The sequence below is a fragment of the Kitasatospora sp. MAA19 genome (assembly GCF_029894125.1).
GTDB lineage: Bacteria > Actinomycetota > Actinomycetes > Streptomycetales > Streptomycetaceae > Kitasatospora.
This window is the reverse complement of sequence record NZ_JARXYZ010000014.1, coordinates 71650-95357: the sequence shown is the minus strand read 5'-3', so window position 1 is coordinate 95357 and position 23708 is coordinate 71650. Positions and strand designations below refer to the sequence as shown.

The 23708-nt window shown below is 73.2% G+C and carries 21 protein-coding genes; 14 read left to right on the top strand and 7 right to left on the bottom strand.

Annotated elements, in window-relative coordinates; all coding sequences use genetic code 11:
• Positions 1–160: 160 nt before the first annotated feature.
• The 4 genes from hppD (at position 161) to fahA (ending at position 4870) form a co-directional block, all read left to right on the top strand.
• Positions 161–1375, top strand: a complete 1215-nt coding sequence (gene hppD, locus P3T27_RS22010; RefSeq protein WP_280681011.1) for a 4-hydroxyphenylpyruvate dioxygenase — start codon at positions 161–163, stop codon at positions 1373–1375.
• A 173-nt stretch (positions 1376–1548) separates the two neighbouring features.
• Positions 1549–2751, top strand: a complete 1203-nt coding sequence (locus tag P3T27_RS22005) for a cupin domain-containing protein (RefSeq protein ID WP_280681010.1) — start codon at positions 1549–1551, stop codon at positions 2749–2751.
• Positions 2748–3653: a hypothetical protein gene (locus P3T27_RS22000; RefSeq protein ID WP_280681007.1), complete on the top strand. Its 906-nt coding sequence runs from the start codon at positions 2748–2750 to the stop codon at positions 3651–3653. Before P3T27_RS22005 ends, P3T27_RS22000 begins: the two co-directional genes overlap by 4 nt.
• Positions 3650–4870: a fumarylacetoacetase gene (fahA, locus tag P3T27_RS21995; protein WP_280681005.1), complete on the top strand. Its 1221-nt coding sequence runs from the start codon at positions 3650–3652 to the stop codon at positions 4868–4870. The genes P3T27_RS22000 and fahA overlap by 4 nt, the downstream gene beginning before the upstream one ends.
• 135 nt (positions 4871–5005) lie before the next feature.
• Here the strand turns inward: fahA and P3T27_RS21990 are convergent, their stop codons facing one another.
• Positions 5006–5779: an SDR family oxidoreductase gene (locus P3T27_RS21990; RefSeq protein ID WP_280681003.1), complete on the bottom strand. Its 774-nt coding sequence runs from the start codon at positions 5777–5779 to the stop codon at positions 5006–5008.
• 95 nt (positions 5780–5874) lie between these two features.
• Here P3T27_RS21990 and P3T27_RS21985 point away from each other — a divergent pair, with 95 nt between their 5' ends.
• From P3T27_RS21985 to P3T27_RS21965, 5 genes are all read left to right on the top strand, one after another.
• Positions 5875–6486: a TetR/AcrR family transcriptional regulator gene (locus P3T27_RS21985; RefSeq protein ID WP_280681001.1), complete on the top strand. Its 612-nt coding sequence runs from the start codon at positions 5875–5877 to the stop codon at positions 6484–6486.
• Positions 6487–6666: 180 nt separating this feature from the next.
• Positions 6667–7713: an enoyl-CoA hydratase/isomerase family protein gene (locus P3T27_RS21980; RefSeq protein ID WP_280680999.1), complete on the top strand. Its 1047-nt coding sequence runs from the start codon at positions 6667–6669 to the stop codon at positions 7711–7713.
• A gap of 185 nt (positions 7714–7898) precedes the next feature.
• On the top strand, positions 7899–8558 hold the full coding sequence (locus P3T27_RS21975) for a GntR family transcriptional regulator (protein ID WP_280680996.1): 660 nt from the start codon (positions 7899–7901) through the stop codon (positions 8556–8558).
• A gap of 201 nt (positions 8559–8759) precedes the next feature.
• Positions 8760–11459, top strand: a complete 2700-nt coding sequence (gene aceE / locus P3T27_RS21970) for a pyruvate dehydrogenase (acetyl-transferring), homodimeric type (RefSeq protein ID WP_280680993.1) — start codon at positions 8760–8762, stop codon at positions 11457–11459.
• A 141-nt stretch (positions 11460–11600) separates the two neighbouring features.
• Positions 11601–12386: an enoyl-CoA hydratase gene (locus P3T27_RS21965; RefSeq protein WP_280680991.1), complete on the top strand. Its 786-nt coding sequence runs from the start codon at positions 11601–11603 to the stop codon at positions 12384–12386.
• 164 nt (positions 12387–12550) lie between these two features.
• On the opposite strand, the gene P3T27_RS21960 is transcribed toward P3T27_RS21965, so the two are convergent.
• Positions 12551–14371: an NAD-binding protein gene (locus tag P3T27_RS21960; RefSeq protein WP_280680989.1), complete on the bottom strand. Its 1821-nt coding sequence runs from the start codon at positions 14369–14371 to the stop codon at positions 12551–12553.
• Positions 14372–14614: 243 nt separating this feature from the next.
• On the opposite strand from P3T27_RS21960, the gene P3T27_RS21955 reads away from it, so the two are divergent.
• The gene (locus tag P3T27_RS21955) at positions 14615–15214 is read left to right on the top strand and encodes an HdeD family acid-resistance protein (protein ID WP_280680986.1); all 600 of its coding nucleotides are present in this window, start codon (positions 14615–14617) and stop codon (positions 15212–15214) included.
• A gap of 148 nt (positions 15215–15362) precedes the next feature.
• Here P3T27_RS21955 and P3T27_RS21950 read toward each other — a convergent pair whose 3' ends face one another.
• The 3 genes from P3T27_RS21950 to P3T27_RS21940 all read right to left on the bottom strand — a co-directional run bounded on the left by P3T27_RS21950 (position 15363) and on the right by P3T27_RS21940 (position 18268).
• On the bottom strand, positions 15363–15998 hold the full coding sequence (locus P3T27_RS21950; RefSeq protein WP_280680985.1) for a DUF6461 domain-containing protein: 636 nt from the start codon (positions 15996–15998) through the stop codon (positions 15363–15365).
• Positions 15999–16050: 52 nt separating this feature from the next.
• Complete coding sequence (locus tag P3T27_RS21945; RefSeq protein ID WP_280681214.1) at positions 16051–17364, bottom strand: CoA transferase; 1314 nt, start codon at positions 17362–17364, stop codon at positions 16051–16053.
• A gap of 274 nt (positions 17365–17638) precedes the next feature.
• A complete protein-coding gene (locus P3T27_RS21940) occupies positions 17639–18268 on the bottom strand; it encodes a LysE family translocator (RefSeq protein WP_280680984.1) in 630 nt (209 codons plus the stop codon).
• Positions 18269–18433: 165 nt separating this feature from the next.
• Here P3T27_RS21940 and P3T27_RS21935 point away from each other — a divergent pair, with 165 nt between their 5' ends.
• Entirely contained in the window at positions 18434–18892 is a 459-nt protein-coding gene (locus P3T27_RS21935) for an Lrp/AsnC family transcriptional regulator (RefSeq protein ID WP_280680983.1), read from the top strand.
• 61 nt (positions 18893–18953) lie between these two features.
• Complete coding sequence (locus tag P3T27_RS21930; RefSeq protein WP_280680981.1) at positions 18954–19652, top strand: N-acyl homoserine lactonase family protein; 699 nt, start codon at positions 18954–18956, stop codon at positions 19650–19652.
• 75 nt (positions 19653–19727) lie between these two features.
• Here the strand turns inward: P3T27_RS21930 and P3T27_RS21925 are convergent, their stop codons facing one another.
• Complete coding sequence (locus P3T27_RS21925) at positions 19728–20978, bottom strand: cytochrome P450 (RefSeq protein WP_280680978.1); 1251 nt, start codon at positions 20976–20978, stop codon at positions 19728–19730.
• A 287-nt stretch (positions 20979–21265) separates the two neighbouring features.
• On the opposite strand from P3T27_RS21925, the gene P3T27_RS21920 reads away from it, so the two are divergent.
• Positions 21266–22198, top strand: a complete 933-nt coding sequence (locus tag P3T27_RS21920; RefSeq protein WP_280680972.1) for a hypothetical protein — start codon at positions 21266–21268, stop codon at positions 22196–22198.
• A gap of 303 nt (positions 22199–22501) precedes the next feature.
• Here P3T27_RS21920 and P3T27_RS21915 read toward each other — a convergent pair whose 3' ends face one another.
• Positions 22502–22771, bottom strand: a complete 270-nt coding sequence (locus P3T27_RS21915; protein ID WP_280680970.1) for a zf-HC2 domain-containing protein — start codon at positions 22769–22771, stop codon at positions 22502–22504.
• A gap of 55 nt (positions 22772–22826) precedes the next feature.
• Here P3T27_RS21915 and P3T27_RS21910 point away from each other — a divergent pair, with 55 nt between their 5' ends.
• Positions 22827–23390, top strand: coding sequence for a sigma-70 family RNA polymerase sigma factor (locus P3T27_RS21910; RefSeq protein ID WP_280680968.1), 564 nt, complete (start codon positions 22827–22829; stop codon positions 23388–23390).
• Positions 23391–23708: the final 318 nt, after the last annotated feature.

Genomic DNA, 23708 nt, shown 5'->3' with positions numbered 1-23708 from the left:
TCCTGATCAGCTTGTACACATTGAACAGTGAAATCCCGACCTGTTGCCCAGCCCACCGGACAGGAGCAAGCTCTCCGCCAACCGCACCGCCCACCCATCCGCGGCGCGGCCGCCTCAAGCGGATGCCTCGGAGTCGAGGCCCAAAGTGGAGGAACGACCGATGACCCCGCAGTCCCACGCCCTTGAGCTGACCCCCGAGGAGCGCGAGGCCGGCCTCGACGCCGAGCAGCTGCGCCGCCTCGTCGGCCTCGTCGAACACGACCCGGCCACCGACCCGTTCCCCGTCACCGCGCAGGACGCGGTCGTCTTCGTGGTCGGCAACGCCACCCAGACGGCCCAGTTCTACCAGGCCGTGTTCGGCATGGAGCTGGTCGCCTACTCCGGCCCGGAGACCGGGCGTCGTGACCGCAAGGCCTTCGTGCTCCGCTCCGGCTCCTGCCGCTTCGTGATCAAGGGCGGCGTGCTGCCGGACAGCCCGCTGCTGGACCACCACCGCCGCCACGGCGACGGCGTCGTCGACCTGGCCCTGGAGGTCCCGGACGTCGACAAGTGCATCGCGCACGCCCGCGCGAGCGGCGCCACCGTCCTAGAGGAGCCGAACGACGTCTCGGACGAGAACGGCACCGTGCGCCGCGCGGCCATCGCCACCTACGGCGAGACCCGCCACACCCTGATCGACCGCTCCCGCTACCACGGCCCCTACCTGCCGGGCTACATCACCGCCAAGAGCACGGTCAAGCACCCGGAGGGCTCGCCCAAGCGCCTGTTCCAGGCCCTGGACCACGCCGTCGGCAACGTGGAGCTGGGCCGGATGGACGAGTGGGTCTCGTTCTACAACCGGGTCATGGGCTTCGTGAACATGGCCGAGTTCGTCGGGGACGACATCGCCACCGAGTACTCCGCCCTGATGTCCAAGGTCGTCGCCAGCGGCAACCACCGGGTGAAGTTCCCGCTCAACGAGCCGGCCATCGCCAAGAAGCGTTCGCAGATCGACGAGTACCTGGAGTTCTACACCGGACCCGGCTGCCAGCACATGGCGCTCGCCACCAACGACATCCTCACCACCGTGGACGTGCTGCGTGCGCGCGGCGTGGAGTTCCTCAACACCCCGGCCTCGTACTACGAGGACCCGGAGCTGCGCGCCCGGATCGGCAAGGTGCGGGTGGACATCGACGAGCTGAAGAAGCGCGGCATCCTGGTCGACCGCGACGAGGACGGCTACCTGCTGCAGATCTTCACCAAGCCGATCGGCGACCGCCCCACCGTCTTCTACGAGTTCATCGAGCGGCATGGTTCGCTGGGCTTCGGCAAGGGCAACTTCAAGGCGCTGTTCGAGGCGATCGAGCGCGAGCAGGACGCCCGCGGCAACCTGTGAGCACCGGCGGCCGGTGAGCGCCGGTGACCGGTGAGCGCCGGCGGCCCGTGAGCACCGGGGACCGGTGAGCGCCGGCGGCCCGTGAGCACCGGGGAGCTCTGGGAAGCTCTGAGCACGGTCGACCGAGCACCCATCGGCCGAGCACGGTCGAGGAGTCGAGGAGGAGCAGGGAGATGGCGTACTACCGGCAGCTGGGTAGCATCCCGCCCAAGCGGCACACCCAGCACCGCACACCCGAAGGCGGGCTGTACTACGAGGAGTTGATGGGCGAGGAGGGGTTCTCCTCGGACTCCTCCCTGCTCTACCACCGGGGCATCCCGTCGGCGGTGGTGAACGCGGTGCCGTGGGAGCTGCCGGACCAGTCCACGGTGCCCAACCATCCCCTGCTCCCCCGCCACCTCAAGCTGCACGCGCTGTTCGCGGACCAGGAGTGGAAGTCCGCGGACGTCGTCGGCAGCCGCCGGCTGGTCCTCGGCAACGGCGACGTGCGGATCTCGTACGTCGCCGCCGGGGCCCCGAGCGAGCTGTACCGCAACGGGCTCGGCGACGAGTGCGTGTACGTGGAGTCCGGCTCCGGCACGGTCGAGACGGTCTTCGGCTCGATCGAGGTCGGCCAGGGCGACTACGTGATCATCCCGCGCGCCACCACCCACCGCTGGGTGCCGGCCGGGGACGAGCCGCTGCGCGCGTACTGCATCGAGGCGAACAGCCACATCAGCCCGGTCAAGCGCTACCTCTCCAAGTACGGGCAGCTGCTGGAGCACGCACCGTACTGCGAGCGGGACTTCCGCGGCCCGGTCGGCCCGCTCGTGGTCGAGGAGGCCGGGGACGTCGACGTGCTGGTCAAGCACCGGGGCCCGAACGGGGTCGCGGGCACCCGCTACACCGTGCCGCACCACCCGTTCGACGTGGTCGGCTGGGACGGCTGCCTCTACCCGTACGCCTTCAACATCCGGGACTTCGAACCGATCACCGGCCGGGTCCACCAGCCGCCGCCGGCGCACCAGGTGTTCGAGGCCAACGGCTTCGTGATCTGCAACTTCGTGCCCCGCAAGGTGGACTACCACCCGCTGTCGATCCCGGTGCCCTACTACCACGCCAACGTGGACAGCGACGAGGTCATGTTCTACTGCGGCGGCGACTACGCGGCCCGCAAGGGTTCGGGCATCGGCCAGGGCTCGATCTCGCTGCACCCCGGTGGGCACACCCACGGGCCGCAGCCGGGCGCGTACGAGCGCAGCATCGGCGTCGACTTCTTCGACGAACTCGCCGTCATGGTGGACACGTTCCGCCCGCTGGAGCTCGGCGAGGGCGGCCGGGCGAGCGAGGACGGCAACTACGCCTGGACCTGGGCCGGGCGGGGGCCCGGGCGATGAGCGCCTCGTCCGCCGTGGTCGGCGGGGGCGTGATCCCCGAGCTGTTCCGCGGGCTCTTCGACGACGCGGCGGTGTTCCCGCCGGGGAACCTGCCGGTCGCCGAGGCGGTGCCCGCGCACCGTGCCCACCGGGCGGCCTGGTACGCCGAGGCGGTCGGACCCTTGCTCTGCGGGGCGGGCCGGCTGGGCGAGTTGGCCGCGGCGGTCGCGGGCGGCGCGGTGGCCGGGGGCGGCGTAGCGGTGGCGGGCGATGTGCCACTCAGGGTCGGGCTCGTACTGCCGGGGGGCAGTGCGGAGCTCGGCCCGGCGCTCGCCGCCGCCGCGCCCTTCGAGGTGGCGGGCGTCGAGCTGGCCACCCGGGACGCCGCCGAGGCGGTCGCTGCCCTGGACCGGCTGCTGCCGCCGGACGTCCCGGCCGCCGTCGAGCTGCCGCGCGAACTCCTGCGCGGCGACGGCCTGGACGAGGTACTGGACGTCCTGGTCGACAGCCCCTACCGGGCGAAGTTCCGCACCGGCGGAGTGGCGGCGGAGGCGTTCCCGGACGAGGAGGAGCTGGCCGCCTTCCTCACCGGCTGCGCCTTGCGCGGACTGCCGTACAAGTGCACCGCCGGGCTGCACAACGCCGTCCGGCACACCGATCCGGTCACCGGCTTCGAGCACCACGGCTTCCTGAACGTGCTGCTCGCCGCGCAGGAGACCGACCGGGCCACCGCCGCGGCGGTGCTGGCGGAACGCGACGGCGCGGTGCTGGCCAAGGCCGCACACGCACTGGCGGACCGTCAGGTCACGGTGATCCGCAACTCGTTCACCGCGTTCGGCACCTGCAGCATCACCGAACCCCTGGACGACCTGGCCGCGCTCGGCCTGCTGTCGCCCAGTCCACAGCCCCAGGAGGACCGTTGAGCACCCCCCGCAGCTGGCTCGCCAGCGCCCAGGACTCGCCGTTCGGCGTGCACAACCTGCCGTACGGCGTCTTCACCGCCGCCGACCAGCCCGGGCAACGCCGGATCGGCGTGCGGATCGGGGACTTCGTGCTGGACGCCGGGGCGGCCGCCCGCGCGGCCGGGGCACCGTCCGTGCTGCTGACCGCGGACTCGCTCAACCCGCTGATGGCGGCCGGGCGTTCGACCTGGACGCAGGTCCGGGCCGACCTCACGCGGTGGTTGACGGACGAGTCCTACCGCGAGGCGCTGTCGCCGGCGCTGCTGCCGGTGGACGACGTCGAACTGCACCTGCCGTTCGAGGTCGCCGACTACGTCGACTTCTACGCCTCCGAGCACCACGCCACCAACCTGGGCCGGATCTTCCGCCCGGGATCGGAGCCGCTCACCCCCAACTGGAAGCACCTGCCGATCGGTTACCACGGGCGGGCCGGCACGGTGGTCGTCTCCGGCACCCCGGTGGTGCGCCCGCACGGGCAGCGCAAGGCGCCCACCGACCCGGCGCCGTCGTTCGGGCCGACCCGTCGGCTGGACATCGAGGCCGAGGTCGGCTTCGTCGTCGGCACCCCGTCCAGGCTGGGCCGGCCGGTCGTGCTGGACGACTTCCGCGAGCACGTCTTCGGCGTCTGCCTGGTCAACGACTGGTCGGCGCGCGACATCCAGGCCTGGGAGTACGTGCCGCTCGGCCCGTTCCTCGGCAAGTCCTTCACCACGTCGGTCTCGCCGTGGATCGTGCCGCTGGACGCCCTGCAGCACGCCCGGGTCGCGCCGCCCGAGCGCGACGTCGAGCCGCTGGCGTACCTGGACGACCGCGGCGGCGAGCCGTGGGGCCTGGACCTGGCGCTGGAGGTCCGGCTGAACGGGCACCTGGTGTCCCGGCCGCCGTTCGCCTCGATGTACTGGACGGCGCAGCAGCAGCTCACCCACATGACGGTCAACGGCGCCTCGCTGCGCACCGGCGACCTGTTCGCCTCGGGCACCGTCAGCGGGCCGGAGCCGGACACCCGCGGTGCGCTGATCGAGCTGACCTGGAACGGCGAGGAGCCGCTGAAGCTCCCGTCCGGCACCACCCGGACCTTCCTGGAGGATGGCGACGAGGTCACCATCACCGCCACCGCACCGGGGCCGGACGGCACCGTCATCGGGTTCGGCGAGGTGACAGGGCGGGTCCAGCCGTAGCGGGGGGCGGGTCGGCCGACGAACGGCGGCTGACGGCTGACGGCTGACGGCTGACGGCGAACAGATAACAGATGACAGCTGACAGATTTCATCATCTGTCAGCTGTTATCTGTTACCCGCACTTCCCCGCCCGGCCTACAGGCCCGCCCCTCCCGTGGCGTCGATGACCCGGCCGGTGATCCAGCGCGCGTCGTCGGAAGCGAGGAACCCGACGATGTCCGCGATGTCCTCCGGCTGCCCGACCCGGCCGAGGGCTGCGAGCGAGGCCGCATGGGCCTCCGCCTCCGCGTTGCCGCGCAGCCAGCCGGCGTTGACGTCGGTGTCGACGACGCCCGGCGCGACCGAGTTGGCGGTGATGCCGCGCGGGCCCAGCTGCTTGGCGAGGTTGAGGGTGAAGGTGTCGAGCGCGCCCTTGGTCGCGCCGTAGGCGATGATCTCCGGCATGGCGAGGCGGGCCGCACCGCTGGAGATGTTGATGATCCGGCCGCCGTCGCGCAGTCGGCGCAGGCCGTGCTGGACGACGAAGAACGGTGCACGGACGTTGACGGCGAAGACCTCGTCGAAGTCCTCCTCGGTGAGCGTGGCGAGGTCGGCACTGCGCCCGATCCCGGCGTTGTTCACGATGATGTCGACGCCGCCGCCGGGCGCGTGCGCGCCGATCTCGGCATCGAACGCCTCCCACAACGCGGCCGCGTCGCCATGCCGACCGAGTTCGGCGTGCAGCGCGAAGGCCTGCCCGCCGTCGGCGTGGATGCCCGCGACGACCTCCTCCGCCGCATCCTTGTCGCGGGCGTAGCCGACGGCGACGGTGGCGCCGTCGCGGCCGAGCCTGCGAGCGATCGCCCGGCCGATCCCCCTACCACCCCCGGTCACCAGCGCGGTCTTGCCCCTGAGTACGTGCGTGCCCACGACTGAGCCCCCTCCTGCTTCGTTGTCATTTCTTGAGTAGTCACTCAAGAAAGAAGCTAACACACTTGTTGAGTGAGTGTTCTAAAATTCCGGGCATGACCGAGAACCCGACACCGCCCAGGCGCGGACGACCGCCGGCCTTCGACCGGGACGAGGCCCTGACGGCGGCGACCAGGCTGTTCTGGGAGCGCGGCTACGAGGCCACCTCCGTCGCCGACCTGACGGCCGCGATGGGCATCCGGCCCGGCAGCCTCTACGCCGCGTTCGGCGACAAGAAGTCGCTCTTCGAAGAGGTCGTCCGCCATTACGGGCGCACCCCCGTCGGCGCGTTCGCCGGGGCCGCCCTGCGGGAGGAGGCCAGCGCGTACGCGGCCTTCGCCCGCATCCTGCGGGAGGCCGCGGCGATCTACCCCGACCCGTCCCATCCGGCCGGCTGCCTGGTGATCAGCGCCGCCACCAACGTCTCCCCGCAGGACATCGAGGTCCAGGCCCACCTGCGCGACCTGCGCAACAGCAACCTCCGGCTCTTCGAGGCCCGGCTGCGCACGGCCCGACAGGACGGCGAACTCCCGCCCGACGCCGACCCGCACGCACTGGCCGGCTACTTCGCCACGGTCGTCCAGGGCATGTCGCAGCAGGCCCGGGACGGCGCCACCGCCGCCGACCTGGCCCGGACCACCGAACTCGCCCTGCGCGCCTGGCCGTAACAGCGCCGCCCGGCCTGGTGATCACCACTCCACTCCGCCCCCGGTACGGTGGACGGCAGGAGTCGTCACCACCGAGGGGCCGCCCAGGGAACCGTCCAGGGACCACCGGGGAACCACGGAGGGACGACCAGCGACGACCAACGACGACCGACGGACGACCGAGGGACGGGAGCGGGCCCGATGAGCGCAGAGGTGGCGGAGGTCCAGGTCTCCCTGGACGGCGGGGTCGGACGCATCGTGCTGAACCGGCCGCGGGCGCTCAACTCGCTGACCCACGGCATGATCACCGCCCTCCACGCGACGCTGACCGACTGGGCCACGGACGACGGGGTACGCACCGTCGTCGTGACCGGCGCCGGCGAGCGCGGCCTCTGCGCGGGGGCGGACATCCGCGCGTTGCACGACGACGCCAAGGCGGGCGGGGCCGGTGCCCGGGCCTTCTTCCGCGACGAGTACCGGCTGAACGCGCTGATCGCCCGCTACCCGAAGCCGTACGTCGCGGTGATGGACGGGATCACCATGGGCGGCGGCGTCGGCCTGTCCGCCCACGGCGCGGTCCGGATCGTCACCGAGCGTTCCACCGTCGCAATGCCCGAGACCCGGATCGGACTGGTCCCGGACGTCGGCGGCAGCCGCCTGCTCGCCCTCGCCCCGGGCGAGTTGGGCACCCACCTCGGACTCACCTCGGCCTCGATGGGCCCCGGCGACGCGTTGCTGTGCGGGTTCGCGGACCACTTCGTCCCTTCGGCGCGGATCCCGGCGTTGCTCGACGCCCTGGCCGGGGGCAGCGACCCGGCCGCCGCCGTCGCCGGGCACGCCGAGCCCGCGCCGTCGGCCGCGCTCGCGGAGCAGCGGGGGTGGATCGACGCCTGCTACGCGGCCGACACCGTCGAGGAGATCGTCGAGCGACTGCTGAACTCCGGTGTGGCGGAGGCGAAGGAGGCCGGTGAGGCGGTCCTCGGCAACTCCCCCACGGCCGTGAAGGTGACGCTCGCCGCGCTGCGCCAAGCCCGCACGCTCCCCTCCCTGGAGGCCGTGCTCGACCAGGAGTACCGCGTCTCCTGCGCCGCGCTGGCCGCGCACGACCTGGTGGAGGGCATCCGCGCCCAGGTGATCGACAAGGACCGCGAGCCGCGCTGGTCCCCGGCCACGCTCGGCGAGGTCGGGGAGGCCGACGTCGCACGCTTCCTCGCCCCGCGCGGGGACGACGAGTTGGGCCTCGCCTAGGGCCTGTCCGGCGGCGGCGCCGTCCGCCCCGCACTCCCCCGTCGAGCCCGTCGAGCCCGTCAAGCCCGGATAGGCCGAACCGCCACCCACCCGGCCGGCGCCGATCGACCGACACCACTCGACCGCCCCCGCCCCACCTGCACCGCCATGAACCGTGAACCGTGAACCGCGAGCCAGGAGCCTGCATGACCCGCCCGACCCCGCCGCCCTCCGGGGACGCCGACCCGCTGTCCCGGGTGCCGCTCGGCGAGCAGGTGCGCGGACTGCTGCTGGAGGGCCTGCTGAACGGGCGCTGGCGGCCCGGGGACCGGATCGTGGAGCGGCGCCTGGCGGCCGAGTTGACCGTCAGCCAGGCGCCGGTGCGCGAGGCGCTGCGCTCGCTCCAGAGCCTCGGGCTGCTCGACGCCGAGCCCAACCGGGGTGTGCGGGTGCGCGAGATCAGCCCGGCCGAGCTACGCGAGGTCTACCAGGTGCGGGCCGCGCTGGAGCGGCTGGCCGCCGAGTCGGCGGTCGTCCGGCTCGCCGGGGACACCGCCGCGCTGGAGCGGCACGCGGAGCGGATGGCGGCGGCGGCCGGGACGGGTGACGCGCTCGGCCAGGCCCGGCACGGCGTGGCCTTCCACCGCGAGATCGTGGCCGCCTCCGGCAACGGCGCACTGCTGCGGACCTGGGAGGGCCTGGGCGTGGAGGTGTGGACGGTGCTGTCGCTGCACCGGGTCCGCCCGGAGCTGCACGAGAACGCGGCCGATTACCAGCCGCTGATCGAGGCCTTCCGGCGGCGGGATCCCGAGGTCGGGCGACTGCTGGCGGAGCACGTCCTGGAGTACGCCGACCGCTCCGTCTGAGCGGATCCGGGCCGTGCTCGCACTCGGCATTTTCGTTCGCATAAAGATGATCGATCATCGCTCGCATTACCCCCCAGTAACGGTTGACGAGTGGCCGGATCACTACCTACCGTCCATAGGAGCCTTCCGTAGAGAGAAACGCCATTCCGCATCCCGGAATCCCCCCCCCCCCCCCGAAGCACCGGTAAAGGGGAACCATCCGTGTCCCAGCTCGACCAGCTTCCCGACCACGACCCCGAGGAGGTCGCGGAGTGGCGCGCCTCCCTCGACGCCGCCCGCGACTTCGGCGGAGCGCACCGCGCCGCCCACCTGCTGCGCCGCCTCGTCGAGCACGCCGAACTGCGCCGGCTCGACGTCCCGCCGCTGCTGGACACCCCGTACGTCAACACCATCCCGACCGACGCCGAGCCGGACTTCCCCGGTGACGAGGCGATGGAGCGGCGGATCACCGCCTGGAACCGCTGGAACGCCGCTGCCATGGTGACGAGGGGCAACCACCGCGGCGGCCTCGGCGGGCACATGGCCACGTACGCCTCCGCCGCCTGGCTGTACGAGGTCGGCTTCCAGCACTTCTTCCGCGGCAAGGAGGCCGACGGCTCCGGCGACCAGCTGTACGTCCAGGGCCACGCCGCGCCCGGCGTCTACGCCCGCGCCTTCCTCGAAGGGCGCATCGACGAGGCCCAGTTGGACCGCTTCCGGCAGGAGGCCGGCGGTGACGGTCTGCCCTCGTACCCGCACCCGCGCCGGCTGCCCTGGTTCTGGGAGTTCCCGACCGTGTCCATGGGCCTCGGGCCGCTGTCGGCCATCCACCAGGCCCGGTTCAACCGGTACTTGACCGCGCGCGGCATCAAGGACACCTCCGGCTCGCACGTGTGGGCGTTCCTCGGGGACGGCGAGATGGACGAGCCGGAGTCGACCGCCGCACTCGCGCTGGCCGCCCGCGAGGGACTGGACAACCTCACCTTCGTCGTCAACTGCAACCTGCAGCGCCTGGACGGGCCGGTGCGCGGCAACGGCAAGATCGTGCAGGAGCTGGAGCGGCAGTTCCGCGCGGCCGGCTGGAACGTCGTCAAGTCGCTGTGGGGCGAGGCCTGGGACGAACTCCTGGCGCGCGACACCACGGGCGCGCTGGTACGCCGACTCGGCGAGGTGCCGGACGGGCAGGTCCAGACCTACGCCGCCTCGGACGCGACCTATGTCCGCGGGCACCTGTTCCGGACCGCGCCCGAACTCCGGGCGATCGCCGAAACCGTGGACGACAGAAGGCTGTTGGAGATCGTCGCGACCTCGCGCGCCGGGCACGAGCCGCGCAAGGTCCACGCGGCGTACCGGGCGGCACTGGAGCACCGGGGCGCGCCCACCGTGATACTGGTGCAGACGGTCAAGGGCTGGACGCTCGGCCCCGGCTTCGAGGCCCGCAACGCCAACCACCAGATGAAGAAGCTCTCCGGCGCGGAGTTCCGGGCGATGCGCGACCTCCTCGAACTTCCCATCCCCGACGCCGCGTTGACCGGCGATCTGGTCCCGTACGCGCACCCCGGACCGGACTCTCCGGAGGCCCGCTACCTGCGGGATCGGCGCGCCGCGCTGGGCGGTCCGGCGCCCGCCCGCCGGGTCCGCTTCACTCCGCTGCCCGAGCTGCCCGCGAAGCCCTTCGAGACGCTGTTCAAAGGCTCCGGCACCCAGGAGATCGCCACCACCATGGCGTTCGTCCGACTCGTCAAGGACCTGATGCGGGACAAGGCCACCGGTCACCGCTGGGTCCCGATCGTCCCGGACGAGGCGCGCACCTTCGGCATGGAGTCGCTCTTCCCCAGCGCGGGCATCTACTCGCCGCTGGGGCAGACGTACGACCCGGTCGACCGCGACCAGCTGCTCCACTACAAGGAGTCGGCGACCGGCCAGATCCTCAACGAGGGCATCACCGAGGCCGGTTCGATGGCCTCGCTGACCGCCGCCGCGACCGCGTACGCCACCCACGGCGAGCCGGTGATCCCGTTCTACATCTTCTACTCGATGTTCGGCTGGCAGCGCACCGCCGACCAGATGTGGGCCCTGGCCGACCAGTTGGGTCGCGGCTTCCTGATCGGCGCCACCGCCGGACGCACCACGATGACCGGAGAGGGCCTGCAACACGCCGACGGACACTCCCAGTTGATCGCCTCCACCAACCCGGCGGCACTGTCCTACGACCCGGCGTTCGGGTACGAGGTGGCGGTGATCGTCCGCGAAGGCCTGCGCCGGATGTACGGCACCAGCGCCCAGCACCCGCACGGCGAGGACGTGTTCTACTACCTGACCGTCTACAACGAGCCGCTGCCGCAGCCCCCGCTGCCGGCTGGCGAGGACGTCGCCGACGGCGTCCTGCGCGGACTGTACCGCTACCGCCCGGCGGACCCGGCAGCGGACGGCGACGCGCCGCGGATCCAACTGCTCGCCTCGGGCACCGCCGTGCGCTGGGCACTCGCCGCACAGCAACTGCTGCGCGAGGACTGGGGCGTGGCGGCGGACGTCTGGTCGGCGCCCTCCTGGACGGAGCTGCGCCGGGAGGCCCTGGACTGCGACACGGCCAACCTGGCGGAGGCGGCGACCGGGACGGGCGCGGCGGCGCGCGTCCCCTACGTGACGCGGGCGCTGGCGGGGGCACCCGGACCGGTGCTGGCGGTCAGCGACTGGATGCGCGCGGTGCCGGACCAGATCCGCCCCTGGGTGGAACAGGACTGGACCTCGCTGGGCACGGACGGCTTCGGCCTCTCCGACAGCCGGGAGGCGGCGCGGCGGCACTTCGGCGTGGACGCCCAGTCCGTGGCGGTGGCGGCGCTGGCCGCGCTGGCCCGCCGGGGCGAGGTCAAGGCCGAGACCGTCCGGCAGGCGGCCGAGCGCTATGGCGTCCGGTTCTGACCCCTGGGCTGCGCCTCCGCCCCGGACTCGTGACGACTGTCTCGCATACCAAGACTGGCGCGAGGCGGGGCGCGTCGTAGATCGTTGGGTGGTCAGGGCGCGCCCGTGCGGCGCCGAGCAGCGGAATGGGAGTCAACGGCGATGACCGAGACCGAGACCTACGAGACGATCCTGGTCGAGCGCAAGGGCCGGGTCGGGCTGATCACGCTCAACCGGCCGAAGGCGCTCAACGCGCTGAACACCCAGCTGATGAACGAGGTGGTCGCGGCCGCCACCGCCTTCGACCGGGACCCGGAGATCGGCTGTCTGGTGATCACCGGCTCGGAGAAGGCGTTCGCGGCCGGCGCCGACATCAAGGAGATGCAGGGCAACCGGTTCCCGGACGTCTACCTGGACGACTGGCTGGGTCCGTGGGACCGGCTCGGCGCGCTGCGCAAGCCGGTCGTGGCGGCGGTGGCCGGGTTCGCGCTGGGCGGCGGCTGCGAGCTGGCGATGCTGTGCGACATCCTGCTGGCGGCGGACACCGCGAAGTTCGGGCAGCCGGAGATCAAGCTCGGCGTCATCCCGGGCATCGGCGGCTCGCAGCGGCTCACCCGGGCGGTCGGCAAGGCGAAGGCGATGGAGCTGTGCCTGACCGGCCGGATGATGGGCGCCGAGGAGGCCGAACGGGCTGGCCTGGTCTCCCGGATCGTCCCGGCGGACCAGCTGCTGGCCGAGGCGCTGGCCACCGCCGAGACCGTCGCGGCGATGTCCACCCCGGCGGCGATCATGCTGAAGGAGAGCGTCAACCGGGCCTTCGAGACCACCCTTGCCGAGGGCGTCCGGTTCGAGCGCCGGATGTTCCACGCGGCGTTCGCCACGGCGGACCAGAAGGAGGGCATGGCGGCGTTCGCGGAGAAGCGCCCGCCGTCCTTCACCAACCGGTGACGGGCGGCCGACCGGCGGCGGAGGGCTGCTGACGGCTGGCGACCGGCTGGCTGGCTGGCGAGAGCTGACGGCCGACAGATAACAGGTAGCAGATAACAGCTGACAGATTTCGTTATCTGAAATCTGTCAGCTGTTATCTGTCAGCCGTCATCCCTCCGCCCCCGTCACCCCTCCTCGACCAACACCGTGTTGATCCGGGCGAGCCCGCTGCGGGTGGCGGCGACCACGATCTGGTCGCCCGGAGTGAGGCGCCGGGTGCGGTCGGGGAAGTTCCACTGGAGCTGCGCGCTGCGGGCGAACCGGACGGCGATCACCCGGACGCCGCCCGGGTCCTCCAGGTCGTGCCGGTTCATGCCGATCAACCCGCTGCCGTCCTCCACCGTCAGCTCGGCGATCAGCAGCACGTGCCGGAACACCGAGAGCATCCCGCGCACCTCACGCCCCATCAGGGCGGCGGCGAAGGCGGGCGCCGCCAGGTACGAGACCGAGCGCGAGGCCGCGTTGTCCAGCGTGGCGTAGAAGTGGCCGGCGAAGTTGTCGTCGAACAGCCGCACCACCACCCGGACTTCGGGATTCCCGTGGCGAGCCTCCAGGGCCGCCTCCAGGTTGGTGGCGTCGTCACCGCTGACCGCGACCAGCGCCCGGCTGTGCTTCAGCCGGGCCCGGCGCAACTGCTCCTCGAACGGGCCGTCGCCCAGGACCACCGGGATGCCGAGCGCCCGGGCGGTGGCGATGCCCCGGGCCTGCGGGTCGCGCTCCATGCAGACCACCGGTACGCCCAGCTCGTGCAGTTGGGCCGCGACCCGGGTGCCGACATTGCCGAGGCCGACCACGATCACGTGGTCGCGGGTGCCGGCCCCGGGGTTGCGGGGCTGACCGCGCCGCCCGGAGCCGAGCACCTCGACCGCGATGGCGGTGGCGACCGGAGCGAAGGTGATCCCGCAGATGGTGATCACCACCTGCGCCACCCGCTGCCACGGCCCGCCCGTCCCGGCCCCGTTCCCGGCGGCGATGTCGGAGAGCTGGTCGGGCTGGGCGGCGCCCGCGAGGTCGAGCAGCGAGATGTAGACGGTCCAGCCGAAGTTCCGGTTGAGGTACCAGAGCACGCCGAAGGCCATCAGGACCGCGGCGAGGGCGATGAGCAGCACCAGCCGCATCCGGGCACTGGTGAAGAAGCGCATCATGTCGAGCAGCCGCCAGCGCACCCGCCGCACCCAGCTGATCGGTTCCCTGGGTTCGATGCGCAGCGCCTGGAGGGCGGCGACGCCACCCGGTTCCTCCTCGGGCTCGGGCGCCGGTTCCGGTTCACGGCGGACGCCGCCGGGGCGGACCGGCCCGTCGTCGCCGAACTCGCTGGCGAGCCGGACGAAGTCGGCGGAGTCCCCGCGCTGTTCGGGCAGCAGGCGGATCTTGCTGAGGTCCTGGCGGTCGATGTGGTCGGCGACCACGCAGATCCGGTCGGAGGTGATGGCGTCGTCGAAGGCGATGTGCAGGAAGCGTCCGCCGATCTCGACCGAGTTGGGCCGTCCGAGCGCCGCCGCGGCGAAGGCGGGCGCGGCGGTGGCGGAACCGGAGAGCGCGGCACCGTTCCTGAGCAGTCGTTCGATGTTCTCGCCGAGGCGCTGGTTGAACATCCGGAGCACGATCCGGAGGTCCTGGTTGTGGCCCTGTGCGCTGAGTGCGGCGTGGATGTTGTCCTGGTCGCTGCCCTCGACGAGGGCGAGGCCGCGGGCGGTCTCTATCGACACCGCGCGCAGCGCCTCGTCGGTGATGCTGGCGTACTCGACGACGGCGGCGACGCCGGGCAGTTGCTCGATCTGCGGCGCGTGGTCGCGGGTGCGGTCGGCGACCAGGACGACGACCGGGACCTCGTAGTGCTCGACGAGTTCCAGGACCAGTCGGTGCGCCAGCGCGTTGCCCCCGCAGACGATGTAGTGCTGGCTGATCGGCTCGACCGGTCGGGTCCCCCACCCTTCAGAAGTCATACCGCCGGATGATATCGACGGCAAGTGACCGGACGGTGTCGTTCCGGCGACCGGCAGAACACCGATTCCGCTTCTCCGAACAGTCGCGTCCATTCATCGCACAAACGGTCGGACTCGCCCGCGCCGTGAGGTCCGCGATGCGGCCCGTCCCCCGAACGGCCGTACCCGACGCGCCGGGCTACCGCTGCCCGGCCAGGCTGGGCTTCGTCCCCTGCCCGTCCCCGGCCTGAGGAGTTCACCACCGTGGTCACCCCGATCATCACCCCCGACGGTTCCCCGGTCCAGGGTCCGCTCGGCATGCTCGCCAAGGCCGCCTGGCAGGTCGTGCTGGCCGCCGGAGTCGTCTCGCTCGCCCTCGGGATCGTCGTCTTCGCCTGGCCGAAGCAGACCCTGCTGGTGGTGGGCGTGCTGTTCGGCCTCTACCTGCTGGTCATCGGCATCGTGCAGTTGGTCGCCGCGTTCGGCACCCACGCGACCACCGCGCTACGGGTGCTGGCCTTCATCAGCGGGGCGATCTGCGTCCTGCTGGGGCTGCTCTGCTTCCGCAGCGCGGTCCAGTCGCTGCTCCTGCTCGCGATCTGGATCGGCATCGGCTGGCTCTTCCGGGGCATCACCCAGCTCGCCGCCGCGGTCTCCGACCCCCTGATGCCGGCCCGCGGCTGGCAGGCCTTCGCGGGCGTGGCCAACACCGTGGCCGGCGTGCTGCTGCTGGTCTGGCCGGTCGGTTCGATCGCCGCGCTGACCGTCCTCGCCGGCTGCTGGCTGCTGATCCTCGGGCTGATCGAGATCGTGACGGCCGTCCAGATGCGCGGCCGGGCCAAGCAGATCCCGTCAGGGGTCTGACGCCGTGGCTCTGACGTCAAGGGTCCGACGTCGGGAGTCCGACGTTGAGGATCCGACGTCGGGAGTCCGACGTTGAGGATCCGACGTCGGGAGTCCGAGGTTGAGGGCCCGACGGAAGGCCAGGAGGCCGCCACGCCCCGGCCCAGCGCTACCGCGCCGGTGCGTAGCAGATCCGGAAGGTGGCGGTCTCCAGCCGTTCCGGCGTGAGCCGGACGTCGGTCAGCCGCTCGGCCAGCGCGAACGCGGCCTCGGTGTGCAGGTCGTGGCCCTCCCCGTCGAGCTGGAAACCGCAGGCCGTCAGCAGCTCGGGGACACCGGGGGCGTCGGCGTCCGAACCGTCCCGCTGGGCGGGGAACAGCGGCTCGAACTGGAGCCGGCAGCCGCCCTGCTCCCACCAGTTGAAGTGGTCCACCGCGCTGGCGTTCCGGAAGTGCGAGACCAGCCGGGTGCCGTCGGCGAGACGGCGGATGACGTCGGGCAGGCTACCGAGGTAGCCGAAGACCTCGACGGCGAGGGCCCAGCCGTCGAGTTCGGTGACGGCGACGAGCAGCCGGTCCTCCTCCGGCTCGAACCGGGCCTCGGCCTCCTCGTCCTCCCCGTCGTCGAAGGTCTCCCAGGCGGCCACCACCGCGTCCAGGCCGGTGACCTCCCGGCCGGGCAGGGCCCCGAAGCGGCGCAGCAGTTCGTCGGCGGTGATCCCCTCGACCAGGGCCAGGCAGTAGGCCTCACCGGGGATGGGGTAGCGCTGCTCGAACCAGGTGTAGTCGGTGGCGTGTGCGGTCATGCGCCGATGCTGCCAGGCGCCTGTGACACCGTCGGCGCCGGGTGAGGCGCCCTCAGAGCCAGACCGGCGCGTCCGTCCCCCAGCGCCCCGGCGGGCGGGACCAGTCGGTGGGCGCCCCGGTGTAGGCGATGGGCGGCAGGGCGTGGCGCAGCCGTCCGTAGGCGGAGTCGGTCTCGGCGAGCCACCGCGCCGGGTCGTACGGCCGGGCGTCCGGCCCGGCGGGCGCGGGCGCGGGCGCCTCGGGTGCGATGCCGTGCAGCAGCCAGGAGGCCGTACCGGCGAGGGAGAACCGCAGGTGGCGGCCGCCGGGCCGGCCGGTGCGCTGTTCGGTGAGGGCGCGCAGGACGGCGGCGGCGACGAGGTAGCCGGTGCCGTGGTCGAGGGCCTGGGCGGGCAGCACGCCGGGGCGTCCGTCGGGGCCGGCCTCGTGGGCGGCGATGCCGACGCCGGCCTGGACGAGGCTGTCGAAGCCGCGGCGGTCGGCCCAGGGGCCGGTCCAGCCCCAGGCGCAGATCTGCGCGAGGACCAGGCCGGGGTGGCGCGCCGACAGCCCGTCGGGGGCGAGGCCGTGGGCGTCGAGGGCGCCGGGGCGGTAGCCGGTGACGAGGACGTCGGCGGTGGCGAGCAGGCCCTCGAAGACGGCCCGGTCGGCGGGGTCGGCGAGGTCGAGGCGGGTGGAGCGCTTGCCGAAGCCGGTGTCGGCGTGGGCGTCGTCGGCCTCGGGGAGGTGGGGCGGGTCGACGCGCAGGACATCGGCGCCCAGCAGGGCGAGGGTGCGGGTGGCGACCGGTCCGGCGATGACCCGGGTGAGGTCGAGGACGCGGATCCCGGCGGCGGGCCGGCCCTCGTCGGCCTCGCCGAGCGGGCGCACGGGCGCGGAGCCGGTCACCCGGCTCTCCACCAGGGGGTGCACGGTGGCACTGACCGGCGCGACGGCCACGGCGAGCGCCCCTGCTGCGTACGCCCGTTCCTGGATCTGCTCGGCCGGCAGTTCGCCCAGCACCTCGGCGAGTTGCTCGGGCCCGGCGTCGGCGGGCAGACCGAGGGCGGCGAGCAGCCGGGTGCGGTGGTGCGGGTAGTTGGCGTGGGTGCGGACCCAGCCGTCGGCGGCGCGCCAGAAGCCGGAGTGCGGGGCGAAGTTGACGGGCGTACGACCGTCGACGGCCAGGTGGCGCTCGCTGACGAAGGCGGTGGCGACGGCGCCCTGGTCCACCCGGACTTCGGGGACGACGCCGCCGGTGCGGTGGGCGGCGAGTTCGGCGGCGGCCAGCGAGCAGGCGGCCACGGTGGCCCGGGCGAGCCGGCGCACCGGCAGGCCGGAGGACAGGACGCCGCCGGGGCCGTGGAAGGAGACCCGCTCCAGCAGGTCGGCCGGCCCGCCGAGGGCGGCCCAGGCGTGGGCGGTGGGCCGGTCCGCGGGTTCGCCCCGGTTCGCACCGGCAACGCCGTCAGCCCCGTCCGTACTGGCGGCACGGTTCGCACCGGAGGCACCGTTCACGGCTTCAGCACCGTTCACAGGTCCGCCGCCGTTCACGGCTTCACCGCCGTCCCCCGGCTCGCCACCCTTCGCGGGCTGCTCGGTGGGCCGGTTGCCGTGGGAGATCGAACGCTCTGTCATGCCCGGTATTGTGCGCGGTTTCTCAGGCGCTCGCCGTGACGCCCGCCACCAGCATCAGCAGCACCGCCGACACCAGGGTCATCCGGCGCGCCGCGCGCGGGGTGCCGCCGAGCCGGCCGCCCAGGCGTCCGCTGGCGTGCGCGACCAGCCCGTACACGACGGCGCAGGCCAGCACGTTGAGCGAGCCGAGCGCGAGCACCTGCCCGCCGACCGGCAGCGCGGCGCCCGGGTCGACGAACTGCGGCACCAGGGAGAGGTAGAGCAGCAGCCCCTTGGGGTTGAGCAGGGCGGTCAGCATGCTCTGGCGCAGCACGGTCGCGGTGGGCTGCGGCTTGGGCGCGGCGAGGGCTGCGGCGCCCCCGCCCTTGCGCAGCGCGAGCAGCATGGTGACGGACAGCACCAGCAGGTACGCGGCGCCGGTGAGGCGCAGGACGGGCAGGGCGGCGGGGACGGCGCGCAGCGCGGCGGCCAGGCCGGCGCTGGAGAGCAGGGTGTGGACGGCATAGCCGGCGCAGACGCCGCCGACCGCGGTGAAGGCGGCGCGCCGGCCCTGGCCGAGGCCGCGGGCGGCGATGTAGAGCCAGTCGGGGCCCGGCGTGCAGACCAGCAACAGGTCGACTCCGAGGAAGAGGAGGAGGGCGTGGGTGTCCATGGGTGGCGGTGACCTGTCGTGCTCGTTCGGGCGGCTTCCCGGCGGCTGGTCCGGTGACCGCGGCACCTGTCCGGTGCGTGCGGTCACTGAAGGTAGCCGGACAGCCCTGGCATGCGATGGCCACTTCATGCTCGCCGGGCCCACGTTTTGGCAGAATATTGCGCCATGGACCGAATCGACCGCAGAATCCTCCGCGAGCTCCAGCAGGACGGCCGCCTGACCAACGCCGACCTGGCCGCCCGGGTGGACCTGACCCCCTCCCCTTGCCTGCGCCGGGTCCGGCAACTGGAGCAGGACGGCGTGATCCGCGGCTACCGGGCGGTGGTGGACGGCGCGGCGGTCGGGCGCGGCTTCCAGCCGTTCGTCACGATCACCATGCGTCACGAGGACCAGGTGACGGTCGCCGAGTTCGAGCGCCGGGTGGCGGAACTCCCGGAGGTGGTGGAGGCGCACCGGCTGTTCGGGGAGCCGGACTACCTGCTGCGCATCGCGGTCGCCGACATCGCCGCGTACGAGCGCTTCATCACCGGCGTGCTCTCCGGGCTGCCGGGGATCGCGCAGGTCAACTCGCACCTGACGATGAAGCAGGTGAAGACCGACCGGGGGCTGCCGATCGGCGGGTAGGGTGCGAACGGGGCGCCGCCACGGCCGCCCGCACGGGGACAGCGCGACAAGGGGGCCCTCTATGCACGCGATCCGCCGCCTCGATCTGGGGTACTTCGTCCGGCCCGCGTCCGAGGTGGGCGGCCCGGAGCCCCGGGTGGAGCCGGTGCTGGCGTACCTGGTGCGCCGGCCGGAGGGGCTGCTGCTGTTCGACACCGGGATCGGCGCGGGCGATCCGGAGACCGAGGCGCACTACCGCCCGGTCCGCCGCCCGCTGCCGGAGGCGCTCGCGGCGGCCGGCGTCGGCGGCGCCGACATCGACCTGGTGGTCAACTGCCACCTGCACTTCGACCACTGCGGCGGCAATCCGCTGCTGGCCGGGACGCCGGTCCTGGTGCAGGCGGCCGAGCTGGCCGCCGCCCGGCGCGGCGGGTACACCATCGACGCCCTGGTCGACTTCCCGGGCGCCGACTACCGCGAGCTGGACGGCGAGACGGAGGTCTGGCCGGGCGTGCGGATCCTGCCGACTCCCGGGCACACCGGCGGCCACCAGTCGCTGGTGGTCGAACGCCCGGGCGGCGGCGCGGTGGTGCTGGCCGGGCAGGCGTACGACTTCGCGTCCGAGTACGGCCAGGCGGTGCTCGCCCGGCGGGCGGCACGCGAGGGCGTGGCGGCGCCGCTGCCCGGCTACCGGGCCTGGCTGGACCGACTGGCGGAGTACGGGCCGCGCCGGGTCCTGTTCGCGCACGACCACGCGGTCTGGGAGCCGGTCGTCGGATAGCAGGCCTTCCGGCGGTTCAGCCGGTGTCCTTCCGGCGGCTCGGGAGGTGCAGAAGGTACAGAAGGTGCAGAAGGTTCAGAAGGTGAAGCGCAGCGACCGTACGCGGTGGTCGAAGTTGGACGGGACGAGGTCCGGCTCGCCCGTCGACCGCACCTCGGGCAGCCGGGAGTACAGCTCGCGGAACAGCACCTTCATCTCCTGCCGGGCCAGGTGCGCGCCGATGCAGTAGTGCGGCCCCCCGCCGCCGAAGCCGAGGTGGGGGTTGGGCGTGCGGGTGATGTCGAAGGCGTCCGGGTCGGGGAAGACCGTCTCGTCCCGGTTGGCCGAGCCGAAGAACAGCGCGACCTTCTCCCCCGCTCGCAGCAGCGGGCCGCCGGGGCCGCCGAGCTCGTGGTCGGCGGCGAGGGTCCGGCGGAAGTGGATGATCGGCGTGGCGTGGCGGATGATCTCGTCGACCGCGCCGCCGAGCCTCCCGTCGAGGTCCGCGAGCAGCAGGGCGCGCTGCTCGGGGTGGACGGTCAGCAGGTGCAGGCCGTGGGCGAGCGCGTTGCGGGTGGTCTCCACTCCGGCGACCAGCAGCAGGGAGAAGAAGGCGCCGAGTTCGCGTCCGGTGAGCCGGCGGCCGTCCACGTCGGCGGTGACCAGGGCGGAGATCAGGTCCTCCGCAGGCCTGCGCCGGCGCTCACGGCCGACCGCGGCGACCATGCCCTGCATGCGGGCCAGTGCCATCAGCCCCCGCCCGGGCATCCGGATCCGGCGGCGCAGCGGGCGGGCCACGCCGGTGTGTTCGGAGGCGTGGTTGACCTGGTCCAGGATCGCCCGGCGCGGACGCTCCGGGATGCCCATCATCGTGCAGATCACCTGGAAGGGGAGTTCGGCGGCGACGGCGGTGACGAAGTCCTCCGGCCGCCGGCGCTCGACGTCGTCGACCAGTCGGGTGGCGACGCGGCGGATGTCCTCCTCGACCCGGCCGAGCAGCCGGGGCGTGAAGGCCTGCGAGACGATCCGGCGCAGCTGGGCGTGCCGGGGGTCGTCGAGGTTCACCATCGAGTCGCCGAACACCAGCCGGACCCAGCGGGCCGGTTCCGGGACGGTGACGCCGGGGCCGCTGAGGAAGACGGCGGGGGTGCGGCTGGCCTCGACCACGTCGGCGTGGCGGACCAGGGCGTGGAAGCCCCGGCCGGTGGCGGGGTCGCCGAAGAACACCGGAGCGGGGCGTCGGCGCAGTTCGGCGAAGGCGGTGGCGCGGGCGGGGGCCGGCAGCTGCCAGAAGCGGGGGTCGGCGAGGTCGGCGGCGGGGGCCGCCGAGTCGGTCGAGGTTTCCATGGCCGGGGCCTCCTGTTCGCGTACGACGCCCACCGGGCGCCCACCGTCGGTGCCGGGGTGTGCACATCTAGTGAGCAAGCGGTGGGAGATGTCAAACCGCACTGATGGTCGTACGAACGGGCTGCCGGGGTGGCGTGCCGGCCGGGTCGGGCATCCGGACCGGGTGTCCGGACCCGGCGCCCGGCGGCCGCGCCCGACGTCTCGGCGCGGGGCCGGGCATGGTCTCACGGGACGGAACCGGCCAATACCGCAGGGTGCGGTACGGGCCGGGCGGGGCGGGTGCGACGATGAGTGTCATCGTGATGACCGACCGGATCCGCCTGCTGCGTGCCGTGGTCTTCGCCGCGCTGTGCGTGGCGCTGGCCGCCTCGGCGCACGTCGCCATGGCCGGGGCCGGGGTCTCGCCGCCGGTACTGGCCTGCGCGTTCGGAGCCGTCCTCGGCCTGACCTGGCTGCTCGTCGGCAAGCGGCGCGGGCTCGGCGCGATCAGCGTCTGGATGGTCGCGGCGCAGAGCGCGCTGCACCTGCTGTTCGAGCAGGCCGGGGCGCTCGGCCGCGGAGGCGGTGGCCTCGGCAGGCTCGCCGCCACGGACTGGGCCGCCCTGCTGCTCTGCAACCCGGAGCGGATCCCCGGCGGGCTCTCCCCCGTCGAGCTGGCCCGGATGGCGGGCCTCGACCCGGACGTCCCGCCCGCCACCGGTGGCCTGCACACCATGGCGGGCATGCACCACGGTGCGGCCCCGGGAACAGCCTCGGCCTCGGGATTGACCTCGGCCTCGGCCGACGGGATGGCGTTGGACATGGCCGGGATGGCGGGAATGCCCGGCGGCTCGGCCGTGTCGAGCATCCCGGGCGCGTCCGGGGTGCCCACCACACACGGCATGTCCCCGGGGATGACCCATGGCATGGCGCACGGCATGGCGCACGGGATGTCCCTCGGGATGATCGCCGCCCACGCGCTCGCCGCGCTGGCCTGCGCGCTGCTGCTGTGGCGCGGTGACGCCGCGCTGGTCCGGCTCTTCGACCTGCTCGGTGCGCTCGGCACCGTGGTCGCGGGGGTGCTGCCGCTCCCGCTGCTGGCACTGTTGGCGCGCCCTTTCGGCTACCGTCCGCCGGCTCCGCCCCGGCCCACCGGCCGCCAGGCCCGGCCGCCCCGGCCGGTGCTGCTCACCCATGCCGTGGTGCGGCGCGGCCCGCCGGCGTTCGCCCTCGCCTGCTGACGCGCCCGCCGCCTTCCCCCACCCGACACCGCCCCTGGCCGCTCACGGCCGCCCGGGACGGCGGGGCCCAGGGGTTTCGCGCCACGGGCAGGTCGCCCTGTCGCCCGGCCGCGCCTTCGCCGCCACGCCGTCAGGGCCCGGGCCCGCGCCCGCCCGCCGTCTCCTCCAGGAGGCGCCGCGCGGCGCGCGGAAGTCCACGGACGTTGGCGGCGCCGCCTCGGGTGGCGCCGCTCCCAGCCTTCCCCTCAGGACCTTCGCATGCCTGACTACGACGGCGCACCGGTTCCGGCCGGCGCCACCGTCCTACCGCTCCTCGGCCTCCGGCCCGTCCGGAGCCTGACCGCCCCCGGCCCCCCGCGCTCCGAGTCCACTCAGCAACCGGGCCGACCACTGCTCCGAGGGCCCCTCGGCGGCGCTCGCCCGTACTCGGCCGCGCAGCTGCTCGGCCCGCTCCAGCCACCCGCGGCAGCCGGCGCAGCGCGCGACGTGCCGGTCCAGGCGGGCGCCCAGCAGGCCGGTCGGTTCGCCGTCGAGCCGGGCCGACAGGGCAGTACGGAACTGCGCGCATCTCATAGGACCATCGTCCCGCACTGCCATCGCAGCGGGACCGGCCGGGTGGGAGGCCGCCGTGGATGACGAGCAGCTCACCGCACTCGCCCTGACCGCCCGCGCGGGCCGGGCCCCGGACGTCGAGGCCTTCGTCCGGGCCACCCAGCGGGACGTCTGGCGCTTCGTCGCCCACCTCACCGACGTCCAGTCCGCCGACGACCTCGCCCAGGAGACCTTCCTGCGCGCGCTGCGCGGCCTTCCGGCCTTCGCCGGGCGTTCCTCGGCCCGCACCTGGCTGCTGTCGATCGCCCGGCGCACGGTGATCGACCGGTACCGGACGGCTGCCGCCCGACCGCGCTGCGCGCCGCTGCCGGACTGGCAGGAGGTGGCGGAGCGGCAGGGGTCCGAACCGGCGGCCGGGTTCGAGGAGGGCATCGCGCTCGGGGACCTGCTCGACCGGGTGCCCGCCCAACGGCGGGAGGCCTTCGTGCTGACCCAGGTGGTCGGTCTGAGCTACGCCGAGGCGGCGGAGGTCGCCGGCTGCCCGGTCGGTACCGTCCGCTCCCGGGTCGCCCGGGCCCGCGAGGAGCTGATAGCCCGACTGCGCGCGGCCGAGAGCGGGGAGCTGGCTGCAGCCTGCTGAGCGGGAGCGGAGTGGGCGGCGGGCGGGCGACGGGTGGCGGGTAACAGATGACAACTGACAGATAACAGATTTTGAAATCTGTTATCTGTTACCCGTCAGCTGTCAGCCACCAGGCGCCGGCCGCCCACCACCCACCCGTTCGAAAATTCCTTCGCCTGTTCGGAACTGGAGCCGCCGCGCCTCCGACTGCTGTACCGGACCCCGCCGCCGAGGCGGCGTCCGGTACAGCAGTCGGGCAACGGAGGGACTTCATGGCAGCGCAACCACCCCCGACCGCAAAACTCCTGACAGAGCATCAGTTCGAAGCGACGGACCGGT